Raw genomic sequence first — 15,966 nt, forward strand, 5'->3', positions numbered from 1 at the left:
TTTTAGCTTTTACATGAAGGGGGACTTCTTTTGAAGGATGTAAGATTGCCAACACTATTTGAAATTATTATTGTACTAGGAGTATTTTTAGCACTTGTTCTATCGTTTACAGTCTTTCTCGACTTGCCGATACAGCTGGCGCTTTTTGTTTCATGGTTTATTGCAATGCTTTTAGGTATAAGACTCGGTTATTCTTATAAAGATTTACAAAATGCGATTGTACATGGGATATCAAATGGCCTTGAAGCCGTACTGATTCTCGTTTCAGTTGGGGCGCTCATCGGAACATGGATTGCCGGAGGCGTTGTGCCGACTTTGATTTATTACGGACTGGAATTTATTCACCCAAGTATCTTTTTACTGGCAACGTTAATTATTTGTTCCATTATGTCTGTGGCAACAGGAACGTCATGGGGAACAGTCGGAACTGCCGGCATTGCCATGATCGCAATTGGAGAGGGTTTAGGCATTCCGCTTCCTCTAGTAGCGGGAGCTATTCTTTCAGGTGCTTATTTCGGGGACAAGCTGTCTCCGCTGTCTGACAGTACAGTTCTAGCTTCTTCACTATCAAAAGTTGATGTATTGGCTCACGTGAGAGCAATGCTTTATTTATCAATACCTGCTTATGTCATTACAGCTATACTCTTTACAGTTGTTGGATTTATGTACGGCGGGAAAAATATTGATCTTGATAAAGTTGAATTCTTAAAATCATCTTTGCAAAACACGTTTGACATTCATATTTGGATGCTGATCCCGGCAGTTGTCGTCATAGTCTTATTGGCGATGAAAAAGCCATCTATGCCGGTTATCGTAATTGGCGCTTTACTCGGTGCAATCTGGGCTGTCGTTTTCCAAGGGATGGATATTGCCCATGCGATTGCAACTGCGTACAACGGTTTCTCTATTAAAACTGATGTTGAATTTTTGAACGGCTTGTTAAACCGCGGTGGAATTGTCGGTATGCTTGATTCTCTCGTCGTCATCATCTTTGGCCTTGGTTTTGGCGGTCTGCTTGAGAAACTCGGCGTGTTAAAAGTCATTGTTTCAACGTTTGAAAAGAAATTAACTTCAGCCGGCAATGTCACATTGTCTACACTGATCGTAGCGTTTTTAGCGAACATCTTCGGCTGTGCGATGTATGTATCTCTTATTTTGACTCCGAAAATTATGGAAGACAGCTATGATCGCTTGCATCTGGACAGAAGAGTGTTATCACGTAACTCAGAGGTCGGGGGAACATTGACTTCGGGGATGGTACCTTGGTCTGATAATGGGATTTACATGGCTGGTATTTTAGGTGTTTCTACCTTCTCTTATCTGCCGTTTATGTGGCTCAGTTTTGTAGCAATAGGTCTTGCAATTATCTATGGTTATACAGGAAAATTTATATGGTATACGAAAAACAATACAGTTAAAGCCGAAAAACTAGGCTAATAGGGGAGGATCACTGAATGATAGCGAAACACATGATTCGGACACTGATGATCGAAACGCCTTCGGTTCCCGGAAATCTTGGAAGGGTGGCTACGGCAATCGGCCTTCTGGGCGGAGATATTGGTGAAGTGGAGACGGTAAAGGTCGGACCCAATTACACAATGCGGAATATTACCGTTCAAGTGGAGAATGAAGAACAGCTTCAGGAAGTGATCGCGGCTGTACAGGCCCTCGGAGAAGGGATCAGGCTTCACACCGTATCTGATGAAGTCCTGTCCGCACATGAAGGCGGAAAAATCCAAATGAAAAGCAAAATGCCGATCCGTTCACTGGCAGAGCTGGGACGTGTCTACACACCAGGTGTTGCGGACGTGTGCCGACTGATCGAAAAAGAACCTGAAAAAGCTTCTATTTATACAACGATCAGCAATTCTGTTGCAATTGTAACGGATGGAACTGCAATTTTAGGCCTTGGGAATATCGGCTCTGTGGCTGGCATGCCTGTCATGGAAGGAAAGGCTGCTTTATTTGATCAGCTGGCGGGTATTAGCGGCATTCCGATACTGCTTGATACGAGTGATCCTGAAGAAATCATCAAAACAGTAAAACATATTTCTCCGGGCTTTAGCGGCATCCTTCTTGAGGATATCGGTTCGCCGCATTGTTTTGAAATCGAGGATCGCCTAAAAGAGGAGCTGAACATCCCTGTTATGCACGATGACCAGCATGGTACAGCTGTAGTGACGCTGGCAGCTGCCATTTCGGCATGCAGGAGTGCGGGGGTTGACCTGAAAGAAGCGAAAGTGGGGCAAATCGGCCTTGGCGCAGCAGGCGTGGCCATCTGCCGGATGTTCATGGCTTATGGTGTGAATGCTGTGTACGGCACAGATAAATCAGAGTCAGCAATGAACCGTCTCGAACAATACGGCGGACAGGCAGTTTCCAGTATTGAGGAGCTTATGGAAACATGTGATATTGTCATTGCTACAACGGGCGTTCCGGGTTTAATAAAACCGGCATTTGTACGTTCTGGTCAAGTGATTCTGGCTTTATCGAATCCGAAGCCGGAAATTGAGCCGGAGGCCGCACTGCAGGCTGGCGCCGCATATGCAGCTGACGGGCGTTCTGTTAATAATGTACTCGGTTTTCCAGGGATTTTTAGAGGAGCGCTTAACGCAAAAAGCACGGAGATTAATCATGATATGCTTGTCGCAGCAGCAGAGGCCATCGCAGCTTGCACTAAACAAGGTGATGTTGTCCCTCAGCCGCTTGATTCAAAAGTCCATCATGCGGTAGCAGCAGCTGTCGAGCATGCAGCTCTTACAGCAGTGAAATAAATGTAGCTAAACAGCACCTGTCGTAGCAGGTGCTGTTTTTTCTTATCATTGTTCAATTTTGTTATCATTACTATGAAAATAAAAAAGGGAGTGATCACATGGCAAAAAGCCAAGCGAAAAAGAAGCGGGAGCATCGATTGAGAAACGGCGGACGTGACGTCTTATTATCAAGAGGCAGCACACCATCTTTTAGCACACATGAAAGAATGACAAAAAGCAAAAAAGAGATTTTGAATAAACGGAAGCATAAGAATCCTTATGATCATACAGCAGTTGATGATAAGGATTTTTTTGTGCCCCAAAAAGCCGCCTAGCATTCGTCTCTATCGTTTCTTTTTGAAAAAGGGCATGTTTTTCCGTTTCTTTCATACAATCTATTAAATCAAATCACTAGAACGGGCGGGAGGAAACGGTATGCGAAAAATCTCTTATAAGGACATGTTTCTCAGGCATGTCAAAGATCATCTCTCTCTTTATATATTTGTGTCAGTGCTGTTTTTCATGGGTGTCATCTTTGGCGCGATTATTGTCAACAGTATGACCATCAGCCAGAAAGAAGATTTATACTACTACTTAAGTCAATTTTTTGGACAGCTTTCGGATGGAAAACAGGCAAGTTCAGCTGATATGTTTGGGCAAAGTATCTTTCATAATGCAAAGTATTTAGGCCTGATGTGGATACTGGGAATTTCCGTCATTGGGATGCCGATTATTTTCATCATGATCTTTCTGAAAGGGATCGTCGTCGGCTTTACTGTCGGGTTCCTAGTCAATCAGATGGGAGTAAGCGGGTTTTTCCTATCATTTGTCTCCGTTTTGCCGCAAAATGTGCTGCTGATTCCGGCTTATCTCATTATGGGCACATGTGCAATTGCGTTTTCTTTAAAGTTAATCAGACAGCTGTTCGTGAAACGAAGCCTCCATGACGCGCCGATTCAATGGTTCGGGCGGTATGCCTTTGTGCTGCTGGTCATTCTGTTTTTAGCGCTGATCTCATCTCTCTTTGAAGCATACTTATCTCCTGTTTTAATGGAAAAGCTTACATCTAGACTTTTTTAAAATTATTATTAAAAGAAAACCGTTTTATTTATCAGTTTATAATAATTATAGTTGGAACTCTGCGCGTATTTTGTTATAATGAGTCATGGAATGCGGCGTAGGAGGGAAAGACATGGAAAACCGTATTGATCGAATTAAGAAACAACTGCACTCATCCAGCTATAAACTTACGCCACAGCGTGAAGCGACAGTAAGAGTGCTGCTTGAAAACGAAGAAGACCATTTAAGCGCAGAAGATGTATACCTCCTCGTAAAAGAGAAATCTCCTGAGATCGGTCTCGCTACAGTATACCGTACGCTTGAATTATTAACTGAATTAAAAGTCGTAGATAAAATTAACTTTGGAGACGGTGTGTCCCGTTACGACCTTCGGAAAGAGGGCGCAGCTCACTTTCATCACCACTTGGTGTGCATGGAGTGCGGAGCCGTTGATGAAATTGAAGAAGATTTGCTTGAAGACGTGGAAGAAATCATTGAACGTGATTGGAAATTTAAGATTAAAGATCATAGATTGACGTTTCACGGCATTTGCCACCGCTGTAACGGAAAAGAAACTGAATAGACGGTGCCGAGCGCGAACCTTTTCTCATGGGGAAAGGGTTTTTTGCTGTTTCTATGTATAAAACCTTTCTGATTTGGCATATGGTTTATATAACTGGAACCATAGGGAAAGGATCGATTAGGACATGGGAAGATTCCTGAAAACAGCTGTCGATGCATTGAAAGTTTTCATCCTGTTTACCGGTTTTACCGCTTTGTTCTATTATGCTATGATATGGGTGAATCAAGAGTATGAAAACTATCATCGGTATGATAAACCGGAAGGCTCCGCTGTAAAAGTTGTTGAAATGGATCAGGATGAAAAAGGCGGATGGTTCGACCGGTTGATCTTTTTTTACCAAAACGGGGAGTAGATCAAGAGTGAAAGTTCAAATAAAGGATTTCATCCACTACGTCATGGTAGAGAGAGGGCTCTCTCAAAATACGATCGTATCCTATGAACGTGACTTGAAAAGCTATTCTCTCTACTTAACAGAAACCCTTCATGTTACAGATTGGAATCACGTTACCCGCATACATATTATCCAATACTTAAAGCATTTGAAGGACTCGGGGAAATCCGGCAAGACATCGGCGCGGCATTTAGCATCTATTCGCTCTTTTCATCAATTTCTGCTCAGGGAAAAAGTAACGGATAAGGACCCTTCCGTTCATATCGAAACACAAAAGACGGAACGGGCGCTTCCGAAGGTGCTCGCACTCAATGAAGTCGAGCGATTATTGGACACGCCTAAGCTGACGAGCCCTTTCGGATATCGGGATAAAGCAATGCTGGAGCTGCTTTATGCGACAGGCATACGAGTCAGTGAAATGACTGAGTTGAAAACGACAGATGTTCATTTATCTATGGGGTTTGTCCGATGCTTCGGCAAAGGAAGAAAAGAACGGATTGTGCCAATTGGTGAAGCCGCCGCTTCCGCCATTGAGGAATATATGACAAAAGCCAGGGGAAAACTGTTAAAAAATAATGTATCTGACGCCCTCTTTTTAAATCATCACGGCAAACAGATCAGCCGCCAGGGATTTTGGAAGAACCTGAAAAAAATCGCGTTGGAAGCCGGCATTAAGAAAGAGCTGACTCCGCATACGCTAAGGCATTCCTTTGCGACGCATCTGCTTGAGAACGGGGCAGATTTAAGAGCGGTGCAGGAAATGCTCGGTCATGCGGATATATCCACGACGCAAATTTATACGCATGTGACGAAAACAAGGCTGAAGGATGTGTACAAGCAGTTTCATCCGCGAGCATAGCCGCAGGTGGCTGCGGCTTTTTTGTTTAGAGCGACAGAAAATATTGAAGTTTCTCATTATTTCCAAATGCATTGTCAACGGGAATGAAAACGGTTTATACTTGAGTTGTCAGACCTCTTAGCGATACAATAGACGTATAGAAAAAAAGGAGGCTTTCAAGATGCCTGCATACAAATATAATCGTGTGTTTTTAATTGTGATGGACTCAGTCGGAATCGGCGAAGCGCCGGATGCCGCTGACTTTAATGACGAAGGCGCTCATACGCTCGGTCATATTGCCGAGCATATGAACGGATTACATATGCCGAATATGGCAAAGCTCGGCCTTGGTCTTATCGAAGATATCAAAGGTGTAGAAAAAACAGAACATCCGCTTGCCTACTATGGAAAAATGCAAGAAGCGTCAAACGGAAAAGATACGATGACCGGCCATTGGGAGATTATGGGTTTATACATTGATAAACCATTTAAAGTGTTCCCGGAAGGCTTTCCTGATGAATTGCTTCAAGAGCTGGAAAAGAGATCTGGCCGCAAAATTATTGGAAACAAGCCGGCTTCCGGCACAGCGATTTTGGATGAGCTTGGTCAGGAGCACATGGAGACAGGGGCTTTAATTGTTTACACGTCTGCTGACTCTGTTCTGCAAATTGCCGCTCACGAAGAGGTTGTGCCGCTTGAGGAGCTGTATCGCATTTGCGAAACGGCGAGAGAGCTGACGCTTGATCCGAAATATATGGTTGGCCGCATTATTGCACGGCCGTTCGTCGGAGAGCCGGGTCAATTCAAACGGACGCCAAACCGCCATGACTATGCCCTTAAACCGTTTGATCGTACTGTCATGAATGAATTGAAAGACAGCGGCTTAGATGTGATTTCAATCGGTAAAATCTCTGATATTTACGACGGAGAAGGCATTACTTCTTCACGCAGAACGGTTTCTAATATGGACGGAATGGACAAGGTGATCGATACGCTGGGAGAAGACTTTACGGGTCTGAGCTTTGCGAACCTTGTTGATTTTGACGCGTTATTCGGACACCGCCGTGACCCTGAAGGCTACGGACGCGCGCTTGAAGAATTTGATGCGCGGCTTCCGGAAGTGTTTGAAAAAATGAGAGAAGACGATCTGTTAATTATTACAGCCGACCATGGCAATGATCCGATTCATCATGGGACTGACCATACACGCGAGTATGTGCCGATTCTCGCTTACAGCAAAAAACATAAGAAAGCGCAAATGCTGCCGCTTGCAGATACATTTGCCGATATTGGCGCAACGATCGCTGATAATTTCCAAACAAATAAACCGAAATACGGGAAAAGCTTTTTATCTTTATTACAATAGGGGGACTGTTTCTTGAAGGACAGAATTGAACGCGCAGCCGCTTTTATTAAACAAAACCTGCCGGAATCTCCGAAGATCGGCCTTATTTTAGGCTCAGGTCTTGGCATTTTGGCGGACGAAATCGAAAATCCAGTCAAGCTGAAATATGAAGATATACCTGAATTCCCGGTATCTACTGTTGAAGGGCATGCCGGACAGCTTGTGCTTGGCACTCTTGAAGGAGTTTCCGTCATTGCAATGCAGGGCCGCTTTCATTTTTATGAAGGCTACTCAATGGAGAAAGTCACATTCCCTGTACGCGTGATGAAAGCGCTCGGTGTGGAAGCGTTGATCGTGACAAATGCCGCAGGCGGTGTCAACACTGAATTCCGTGCGGGAGATTTAATGATTATTACCGATCATATCAACTTTATGGGAACAAACCCGTTAATCGGGCCAAACGAAGCAGATTTCGGCGCCAGATTTCCAGATATGTCTTCAGCCTATGACAAAGATCTGTCCAGCCTGGCTGAAAAGATTGCGAAAGACCTTAATATCCCAATTCAAAAAGGCGTGTACACTGCTGTGACAGGACCTTCTTACGAAACACCGGCAGAAGTCCGTTTCTTAAGAACGATGGGCTCTGATGCAGTCGGCATGTCTACTGTTCCGGAAGTCATTGTAGCGAATCATGCGGGAATGCGGGTTCTTGGCATTTCCTGCATCTCTAACGCGGCAGCCGGAATTCTGGATCAGCCTTTAAGTCACGATGAAGTTATGGAAGTGACCGAAAAAGTAAAAGCTGGATTCTTAAAGCTTGTTAAAGCGATCGTCGCTCAGTACGAATAAATATGAATCAATGCAGGATCAAAAGACAGCTGTGTCTGATATCACACAGCTGTCTTTTTTTATGCCCAAAATTCGAAACATTTTCCATCAGTGGCGTATAAAACCATCCCGCTTGGAAAAAATAAAAAGGATTATGAAATGGAGGGCTTTTGAGATGAAACGTCTTTTATCCACTTTGTTGATTGGTATAATGCTGCTTACATTTGCACCGTCTGCATTTGCAAAACAAGACGGAAAACGTACATCGGAGCTTGCTCATGAAGCGAAGTCTGCGGTGCTGATAGAACGTGACACGGGAAAAGTGCTTTACAACAAGAACAGCAATGAGAGACTGGCGCCTGCAAGCATGACGAAAATTATGACGATGCTTTTGATTATGGAAGCTTTAGATAAAGGCAAAATCAAAATGAGTGATAAGGTCCGTACAAGCGAACATGCGGCGTCAATGGGCGGCTCACAGATATTCCTTGAGCCCGGCGAAGAAATGACTGTCAAAGAAATGCTGAAAGGCATCGCAATCGCTTCGGGGAATGACGCTTCCGTTGCCATGGCTGAATTTATTTCCGGCTCTGAAGAAGAATTTGTGAAGAAAATGAATAAAAAAGCAAAAGAGCTGGGATTGAAAAATACATCCTTTAAAAACCCAACAGGACTGACCGAGGAAGGGCACTACAGCTCTGCTTATGACATGGCAATCATGGCTAAGGAATTATTGAAATACGAATCAATTACGAAGTTTACCGGCACGTATGAAGATTATCTGCGTGAAAATACAGATAAAAAGTTTTGGCTTGTAAATACAAATCGCCTTATCAAATTTTATCCTGGTGTAGACGGCGTAAAAACAGGCTATACAGGCGAAGCGAAATATTGTCTGACTGCTTCGGCTAAAAAAGGAAACATGCGGGCCATAGCGGTTGTATTCGGAGCGAGCACGCCTAAAGAAAGAAACGCGCAAGTGACAAAAATGCTTGACTTCGCCTTTAGCCAGTATGAAACGCATCCTTTATATAAACGAAATGAAACAGTAGCAAAAGTAAAGGTCAAAAAAGGGAAACAAAAATTTATCGAACTCACTACATCTGAGCCGATTTCAATATTGACGAAAAAAGGCGAGGATATGAACGATGTGAAAAAAGAAATCAAGATGAAGGACAATATTAGTGCTCCGATTCAAAAAGGCCAAGAGCTTGGCACTCTTGTTCTGAAAAAGGATGGAGAAGTACTCGCTGAAAGTCCTGTTGCTGCAAAAGAAGATATGAAGAAAGCCGGGTTTATCACATTCTTGAAGCGGACGATGGGAGACTGGACAAAATTTAAGTAATTATGCCGAATGACCACTAGTTTTGTCACGGTGAAGGAATTCATTCCGTCGAAATCGAAACACTCATTATCCGATCATATCAAGGAGGAATGAGCATGAGCCTTGGAATTGACATGCATGTCAAAGAATCTGTGCTTTGTATTCGATTAACAGGCGAACTCGATCACCATACGGCTGAAACCCTGAAGCAAAAAGTGACTCAATCATTGGAGAAGGATGATATTCGCCATATCGTGCTGAACTTGGAGGACCTCTCCTTTATGGACAGCTCAGGGCTTGGCGTTATTTTAGGAAGATACAAGCAAATTAAGCAAATTGGCGGGGAAATGGTCGTTTGCGCTATCTCTCCTGCGGTGAAGCGATTGTTTGATATGTCGGGTCTGTTTAAAATTATCCGATTTGAACAATCTGAACAGCAGGCGCTCCTGACACTGGGGGTGGCATCATGAAAAATGAAATGCACATTGAGTTTTCTGCCCTCAGTCAGAATGAATCGTTCGCCCGTGTGACAGTTGCTTCATTTATAGCTCAGCTGGACCCGACAATGGATGAACTGACTGAAATCAAAACAGTCGTGTCAGAGGCTGTCACAAATGCAATTATCCATGGATATGAAGAGAACTGTGAAGGGAAAGTTTACATTTCAGTAACGCTGGAAGATCATGTCGTATATATGACCATTCGTGATGAAGGCTTAGGCATTACAGATCTTGAAGAAGCCCGTCAGCCTCTATTTACGACTAAGCCTGAGCTTGAGCGCTCTGGAATGGGCTTTACCATTATGGAAAATTTCATGGATGATGTCAGTATCGATTCATCGCCTGAAATGGGAACAACGATTCGCTTAACAAAGCACTTATCAAAAAGCAAAGCGCTTTGTAATTAAGGAGATTTGTTATGGATGTGGAGGTTAAGAAAAACGGCAAAAACGCTCAGCTGAAGGATCATGAAGTAAAGGAATTAATCAAACAAAGCCAAAATGGCGACCAGCAGGCAAGAGACCTCCTCATAGAAAAAAACATGCGTCTTGTTTGGTCTGTCGTACAGCGGTTTTTAAACAGAGGATATGAGCCTGACGATCTCTTCCAGATCGGCTGCATCGGGCTGTTAAAATCTGTTGACAAATTTGATTTAACCTATGATGTGCGTTTTTCAACGTATGCAGTGCCGATGATTATCGGAGAAATCCAACGATTTATCCGTGATGACGGAACCGTAAAGGTATCACGGTCATTAAAAGAGCTTGGAAACAAAATCCGGCGCGCAAAGGATGAGCTTTCGAAAACACTGGGCAGAGTGCCGACGGTGCAGGAGATCGCTGACCATTTGGAGATTGAAGCTGAGGATGTTGTACTGGCCCAAGAGGCGGTAAGGGCTCCATCTTCGATTCACGAAACCGTTTATGAAAATGACGGAGATCCGATTACCCTGCTTGATCAAATCGCTGACAACTCAGAAGAAAAATGGTTTGACAAAATTGCGCTGAAAGAAGCAATCAGCGATTTGGAGGAAAGGGAAAAACTAATCGTCTATCTCAGATATTATAAAGACCAGACACAGTCCGAGGTGGCTGAGCGGCTCGGGATCTCTCAGGTGCAGGTTTCCAGGCTTGAAAAGAAAATATTAAAACAGATCAAGGTTCAAATGGATCATACGGATGGCTAGTCTGCAGTGCAGGCTAGCTTTTTTGTGTGCAAAAGCGTGGTAATTTATGGTCTTTTCGAGCGGATGAATGAGAACAAAATCGAACCACATACTACATATATAACCACCGAAAGATGGTGATCAATGATGGAACGACGAATATTTATCCGGCTTCGCCACCGGGTGCTGGCACATCCAGGGGATATTATTACCGTTGGAGATGCCGCGCAAATAGAAGGGCAGCTTCAGCTGAAAAAGAAACTTTCGGCTATGCCGCTTTATCAGGTGAGCGAAAAAGATAAAAATATCGTAATTCTGGATATCATACAAGTCCTCAGAGCCATTCATTTACAAGATCCGACACTTGATGTTCAAACCGTAGGCGGAGCAGAAACCATTGTTGAAATTCAATATCGAAAGCGAAATTTATCAACGGTTCTATTTATCGGTGTCTGGCTGCTTCTGTTTATTGGATCGTGTCTTGCCATCATGAACTTTCATGAGGATGTAAGCATGAGAGATGTTCATATCGCACTATATGAAATCATAACCGGAGAGAGGAATGACTATCCATATTTGCTTCAAATCCCATACAGCATCGGTTTGGGACTGGGGATGATCGTGTTTTTTAACCACATATTTAAAAAGCGCCTAAATGAAGAGCCCAGCCCGCTGGAGGTTGAGATGTTTAACTATCAGCTTGATCTCGATCAATATGTGGCCATGCATGAGAATCAAGAAACCATAAAGGATCTGCATGATCGTTAGTGTATTGTTCATTATTTTTGTAGGGCTCGGCGGAGGCATAACGGTGGGGGCGGGTTTCGTTGCTTTTTTAACCGTAATGGGAATCATTCCGCGGCTGATGCAGCTCACCAAAACAATGAGATTTGTTCAGGCTTATGAAGCGGCTGTCATTCTTGGCGCGGTTTGCGGGGGATGGGAGACGCTTCACATGAATCATCTTTATCTAACAAAATGGATAGCTGTGCCGGTCGGGCTTCTGGCAGGTTTGTTCGTCGGGATGCTAGCGGCTGCTCTTACAGAAGTTTTAAATGTCCTGCCGATTTTGGCGAAACGAATCGGGCTCAGAAGTAAAATCATTATTTTATTAATGGCCATCGTGATTGGGAAAATCGCGGGATCTTTATTTCACTGGCTGTACTTTATTGACCATTCATAAGGAGGTTTCAAGATGACAAACATAAAAGAAAATTACAAATCAAAAGTGAAAACATATCAGCCTAAGCCGCCTTACGTCTGGAACTGTGTAAAAGCCTTTTTAGTGGGCGGACTGATTTGTGCAATCGGGCAAGGTCTGCAAAATTTTTATATCCATTTTTTTGATTTCAATGAAAAAACTGCGGGGAATCCAACAGCTGCAACGCTGATATTAATTTCCGCCCTACTTACAGGGTTTGGCATCTATGACAGAATCGGACAATTCGCAGGCGCAGGTTCAGCCGTACCTGTCACAGGTTTTGCCAACAGTATGGCAAGCGCGGCTCTTGAATATAAAAGCGAAGGATTAGTGCTTGGAGTAGCGACAAATATGTTTAAACTGGCAGGAAATGTTATTGTTTTCGGAGTTGTAGCTGCATACATCGTTGGAATGATTCGGTTTGCTTTTGAGAAACTGATGTCATAGGAGGAGAAGAAAATGAAATTAACAGGAAAGCAAACCTGGGTATTTGAACATCCCATATTTGTCAACTCAGCGGGAACGGCAGCAGGACCAAAGGAAAAAGACGGACCGCTCGGCTCTTTATTTGATAAAACCTATGACGAAATGCATTGTAATCAAAAAAGCTGGGAAATGGCGGAACGGCAGCTGATGGAAGACGCTGTTAATGTTGCACTTCAAAAAAACAATCTGACAAAAGATGATATTGACCTATTGCTGGCAGGCGACTTGCTGAACCAAAACGTGACGGCTAACTATGTGGCAAGACACTTGAAAATCCCATTTCTTTGTATGTTTGGCGCCTGTTCAACATCAATGGAAACAGTGGCTGTCGCATCAGCCTTAGTTGATGGCGGGTTTGCCAAAAGGGCACTCGCTGCCACTAGCAGTCACAATGCAACTGCGGAAAGACAGTTTCGCTATCCGACAGAATACGGAGGCCAAAAACCGGACACTGCTACCTCCACTGTAACCGGAAGCGGTGCAGTTGTCATCAGTCAGACACCGGGTGATATCCAAATCACAAGTGCGACTGTCGGAAAGGTTTCTGATTTAGGAATTACAGACCCTTTTGATATGGGATCGGCTATGGCTCCGGCTGCAGCTGATACGATTAAGCAGCACTTTAAAGATCTCAACCGGACAGCGGATGATTATGATCTAATCCTGACAGGTGACCTGTCAGGCGTCGGTTCTCCAATCGTAAAAGACATCTTAAAAGAAGATGGATATCCAGTCGGCACAAAGCATGATGATTGCGGGCTTCTGATTTACACTCCGGATCAGCAGGTCTTTGCCGGGGGGAGCGGCTGTGCTTGTTCAGCGGTTGTCACCTACTCTCATATTTTTAAGCAGCTGAGAGAAGGAAAATTAAACCGTGTATTTGTCGTAGCGACCGGGGCACTATTAAGCCCGACAATGATCCAGCAAAAAGAAACCATCCCGACTATCGCCCACGGGGTTGTATTTGAGCGTGCAGGAGGTGCATCTTAACATGGACTACCTTTTGGCTTTTGTCTGCGGCGGGGCCATTTGTATCGTCGGCCAGCTGCTCTTGGATATTTTTAAATTGACGCCAGCTCATGTCATGACATCATTTGTTGTAATCGGTGCAATATTAGATGGTTTCGGCATTTACGATAAATTTATTGAATTTGCCGGAGGAGGCGCCACCGTTCCGATCGTCAGCTTCGGTCACAGTCTTCTGCACGGCGCCATGCATCAGGCGCATATACACGGATTTATCGGAATCGGCATGGGGATTTTTGAGCTGACCTCGGCCGGTATCTCAGCCGCTATTCTTTTCGCCTTTATCGTAGCTGTTATTTTCAAACCGAAAGGATAATGCCGACATGACGACAAAACGCAAGGTCATACTGGTAACAGACGGGGATGTTTATGCCGCTAAAACAATTGAATACGCCGCAAGCAAAGTGGGAGGTCGATGTATTTCACAATCAAAAGGGAATCCTTCCACCCGCAGCGGCGCCGAGCTTGTCAAGCTGATCGCCTCAGCACCGTATGATCCTGTATTTGTCATGTTTGACGACTCCGGCCTTCAAGGAGAGGGTCCGGGAGAAGCCGCTCTAACCTATGTCGCAACCCATCCGTCTATTGAAGTGCTCGGTGTGATTGCGGTCGCGTCAAAAACACATCAGGCTGAATGGACCAGGGTCGATGTAAGCATTGACCGCAATGGAGAAATAACTGAATACGGCGTCGATAAAGTCGGGGAAAGAGAATTTGATGACCACAGAATGAGTGGAGATACAGTCTATTGCCTTGATAAACTTGATCTCCCGCTTATTGTCGGTATCGGGGATATCGGCAAAATGGGCAGAAAAGACGATATCTCAAAAGGGTCGCCAATCACCATGAAAGCGGTCGAGTTTATTTTAGAAAGGAGCGGGTATCATGCCGGACCACAAGGAAGAGAAAATTCGGGTTTATCGGAATCCAGCTAAAAATGAAGAGTATTTCAAAAACCGTGTTGGGATGGGGACGAGCTATGATGTAGGTGTTCGCAAGCTCACGATTTTAGATAAAGAGATCCAGCTTTACTATCTAAATGGATTATGCGATACAGCCTATATTATTCATTTAATGAGAGAGCTTGTCGCCATTAACAATCGGAAAGAAGACCCTGATGAGCTGGTCGACATCGTCGAAAACAGGCTGCTTAACGCCCAGGTCGAAAAAGTAAAAACCTTGGATGAAACCACCGACCAAGTGCTGTCTGGGCTCGTCGCTGTCATTGTTGAAGGTGCAGGCTTCGCATTTATAATTGACGTCAGAAGCTATCCGGGCAGAAACCCGGAAGAACCTGATACGGAAAAGGTGGTCAGGGGAGCCAGAGACGGATTTGTTGAAAATATCGTCGTCAATACGGCCCTTCTCAGAAGGCGGATCAGAGACGAGCGCCTTCGAGTCAAGATGACTAAAGTTGGTGAGCGGTCAAAGACGGATTTAAGCATTTGTTATATAGAAGATATAGCTGATCCGGATCTGGTTGAGATCGTAGAAAAAGAAATTGCATCCATTGATGTCGATGGATTAACAATGGCAGACAAAACTGTCGAGGAATTCATTGTTAATCAAAGCTATAATCCTTTTCCGCTCGTGCGCTATACAGAAAGACCGGATGTGGCCGCAAATCATGTTCTAGAAGGCCATGTTATCATTATAGTGGACACATCGCCGAGTGTGATCATTACCCCGACGACTTTATTTCACCATGTGCAGCATGCTGAAGAATATAGGCAGGCGCCTTCAGTCGGGACCTTTTTAAGATGGGTAAGATTTTTCGGTATTCTTGCTTCTACTTTATTTCTTCCGATCTGGTTTCTCTTTGTGCTTCAGCCTGATCTGCTCCCGGACAACATGAAATTTATCGGTTTAAATAAAGATACGCATATCCCGATCATCCTGCAGATATTTTTAGCTGACTTAGGAATCGAGTTTCTCAGAATGGCTGCCATTCACACCCCGACGGCTTTATCGACAGCAATGGGTTTAATTGCCGCTGTTCTGATCGGGCAGATTGCGATTGAGGTCGGCCTTTTTTCTCCTGAGGTAATTCTGTACGTCTCACTTGCGGCGATTGGAACCTTTACGACGCCTAGTTATGAATTAAGCTTGGCAAACAAAATGAGCCGTCTTGTCCTCATGATACTCGTTGCCTTATTTCATATAAAAGGGCTCGTCATCGGATTTACAGTGCTAATTATTGCCATGGCAAGCATCAAATCCCTTCAGACACCGTACTTATGGCCGCTGATTCCCTTTAACGGAAAGGCGCTGTGGCAGGTTCTTGTCCGCACAGCGAAACCTGGCGCAAAAGTAAGACCCAGTATCGTTCACCCCAAAAATCGTTTAAGACAGCCTACCAATTCATAATCGCATTGAAACTGACTGAAGAGTATGATAATGTATGTCTTAATTATGAAGGGACAGTCCATAAAACTGTCCTTTCATCCATAAGCGGAGAAAGAGGGAA

The 15,966-nt window shown here is 44.1% G+C and carries 20 protein-coding genes; all 20 read left to right on the plus strand.

Annotation, left to right across the window (positions count from 1 at the left end; all coding sequences use genetic code 11):
• Positions 1 to 30: 30 nt before the first annotated feature.
• The 20 genes from mleN to spoVAF all read left to right on the plus strand — a co-directional run bounded on the left by mleN (position 31) and on the right by spoVAF (position 15,866).
• Positions 31 to 1,437 (plus strand): malate-H+/Na+-lactate antiporter MleN, encoded by a 1,407-nt coding sequence (gene mleN, locus FB592_RS14625; RefSeq protein ID WP_014480178.1) that lies wholly within the window; start codon positions 31 to 33, stop codon positions 1,435 to 1,437.
• Positions 1,438 to 1,454: 17 nt separating this feature from the next.
• Positions 1,455 to 2,774 carry an NAD-dependent malic enzyme gene (locus FB592_RS14630; RefSeq protein WP_004398731.1) on the plus strand — a complete coding sequence of 440 codons (1,320 nt, stop codon included), beginning with the start codon at positions 1,455 to 1,457 and terminating at the stop codon, positions 2,772 to 2,774.
• 98 nt (positions 2,775 to 2,872) lie between these two features.
• The gene (locus tag FB592_RS14635) at positions 2,873 to 3,088 is read left to right on the plus strand and encodes a hypothetical protein (protein WP_015384016.1); all 216 of its coding nucleotides are present in this window, start codon (positions 2,873 to 2,875) and stop codon (positions 3,086 to 3,088) included.
• A 100-nt stretch (positions 3,089 to 3,188) separates the two neighbouring features.
• Positions 3,189 to 3,833 (plus strand): stage II sporulation protein M, encoded by a 645-nt coding sequence (spoIIM, locus tag FB592_RS14640; protein WP_004398593.1) that lies wholly within the window; start codon positions 3,189 to 3,191, stop codon positions 3,831 to 3,833.
• Positions 3,834 to 3,945: 112 nt separating this feature from the next.
• A complete protein-coding gene (fur, locus tag FB592_RS14645) occupies positions 3,946 to 4,395 on the plus strand; it encodes a ferric iron uptake transcriptional regulator (protein WP_003223972.1) in 450 nt (149 codons plus the stop codon).
• A gap of 124 nt (positions 4,396 to 4,519) precedes the next feature.
• A complete protein-coding gene (locus tag FB592_RS14650; protein ID WP_003230440.1) occupies positions 4,520 to 4,747 on the plus strand; it encodes a YqzK family protein in 228 nt (75 codons plus the stop codon).
• 7 nt (positions 4,748 to 4,754) lie between these two features.
• On the plus strand, positions 4,755 to 5,645 hold the full coding sequence (gene xerD / locus FB592_RS14655) for a site-specific tyrosine recombinase XerD (protein WP_021479959.1): 891 nt from the start codon (positions 4,755 to 4,757) through the stop codon (positions 5,643 to 5,645).
• A 160-nt stretch (positions 5,646 to 5,805) separates the two neighbouring features.
• A complete protein-coding gene (deoB, locus tag FB592_RS14660) occupies positions 5,806 to 6,990 on the plus strand; it encodes a phosphopentomutase (RefSeq protein ID WP_015251776.1) in 1,185 nt (394 codons plus the stop codon).
• A 12-nt stretch (positions 6,991 to 7,002) separates the two neighbouring features.
• Positions 7,003 to 7,818 carry a purine nucleoside phosphorylase I, inosine and guanosine-specific gene (locus FB592_RS14665; RefSeq protein ID WP_003230447.1) on the plus strand — a complete coding sequence of 272 codons (816 nt, stop codon included), beginning with the start codon at positions 7,003 to 7,005 and terminating at the stop codon, positions 7,816 to 7,818.
• 154 nt (positions 7,819 to 7,972) lie between these two features.
• The gene (gene dacF, locus FB592_RS14670; RefSeq protein WP_031315198.1) at positions 7,973 to 9,142 is read left to right on the plus strand and encodes a D-alanyl-D-alanine carboxypeptidase DacF; all 1,170 of its coding nucleotides are present in this window, start codon (positions 7,973 to 7,975) and stop codon (positions 9,140 to 9,142) included.
• A gap of 95 nt (positions 9,143 to 9,237) precedes the next feature.
• Entirely contained in the window at positions 9,238 to 9,591 is a 354-nt protein-coding gene (gene spoIIAA, locus FB592_RS14675; protein WP_003223957.1) for an anti-sigma F factor antagonist, read from the plus strand.
• The gene (gene spoIIAB / locus FB592_RS14680; RefSeq protein WP_014477237.1) at positions 9,588 to 10,028 is read left to right on the plus strand and encodes an anti-sigma F factor; all 441 of its coding nucleotides are present in this window, start codon (positions 9,588 to 9,590) and stop codon (positions 10,026 to 10,028) included. Before spoIIAA ends, spoIIAB begins: the two co-directional genes overlap by 4 nt.
• An 11-nt stretch (positions 10,029 to 10,039) precedes the next feature.
• Positions 10,040 to 10,807, plus strand: coding sequence for an RNA polymerase sporulation sigma factor SigF (sigF, locus tag FB592_RS14685; RefSeq protein WP_003230458.1), 768 nt, complete (start codon positions 10,040 to 10,042; stop codon positions 10,805 to 10,807).
• A 126-nt stretch (positions 10,808 to 10,933) separates the two neighbouring features.
• Positions 10,934 to 11,554, plus strand: coding sequence for a stage V sporulation protein SpoVAA (spoVAA, locus tag FB592_RS14690; protein ID WP_015714205.1), 621 nt, complete (start codon positions 10,934 to 10,936; stop codon positions 11,552 to 11,554).
• Positions 11,544 to 11,969 (plus strand): stage V sporulation protein SpoVAB, encoded by a 426-nt coding sequence (gene spoVAB, locus FB592_RS14695; protein WP_003230463.1) that lies wholly within the window; start codon positions 11,544 to 11,546, stop codon positions 11,967 to 11,969. The genes spoVAA and spoVAB overlap by 11 nt, the downstream gene beginning before the upstream one ends.
• Before the next feature lie 12 nt (positions 11,970 to 11,981).
• Entirely contained in the window at positions 11,982 to 12,434 is a 453-nt protein-coding gene (gene spoVAC / locus FB592_RS14700) for a stage V sporulation protein AC (protein WP_003223947.1), read from the plus strand.
• Positions 12,435 to 12,446: 12 nt separating this feature from the next.
• Positions 12,447 to 13,463: a stage V sporulation protein AD gene (spoVAD, locus tag FB592_RS14705; RefSeq protein WP_003230465.1), complete on the plus strand. Its 1,017-nt coding sequence runs from the start codon at positions 12,447 to 12,449 to the stop codon at positions 13,461 to 13,463.
• 1 nt (position 13,464) lies between these two features.
• Positions 13,465 to 13,815, plus strand: a complete 351-nt coding sequence (gene spoVAE / locus FB592_RS14710) for a stage V sporulation protein AE (RefSeq protein ID WP_003230467.1) — start codon at positions 13,465 to 13,467, stop codon at positions 13,813 to 13,815.
• A 7-nt stretch (positions 13,816 to 13,822) separates the two neighbouring features.
• The gene (spoVAEA, locus tag FB592_RS14715; RefSeq protein WP_003230469.1) at positions 13,823 to 14,434 is read left to right on the plus strand and encodes a stage V sporulation protein SpoVABEA; all 612 of its coding nucleotides are present in this window, start codon (positions 13,823 to 13,825) and stop codon (positions 14,432 to 14,434) included.
• A complete protein-coding gene (spoVAF, locus tag FB592_RS14720) occupies positions 14,385 to 15,866 on the plus strand; it encodes a spore germination protein SpoVAF (RefSeq protein ID WP_003230471.1) in 1,482 nt (493 codons plus the stop codon). The genes spoVAEA and spoVAF overlap by 50 nt, the downstream gene beginning before the upstream one ends.
• Positions 15,867 to 15,966: the final 100 nt, after the last annotated feature.

It is taken from the genome of Bacillus sp. SJZ110, from assembly GCF_006715455.1.
GTDB lineage: Bacteria > Bacillota > Bacilli > Bacillales > Bacillaceae > Bacillus > Bacillus subtilis.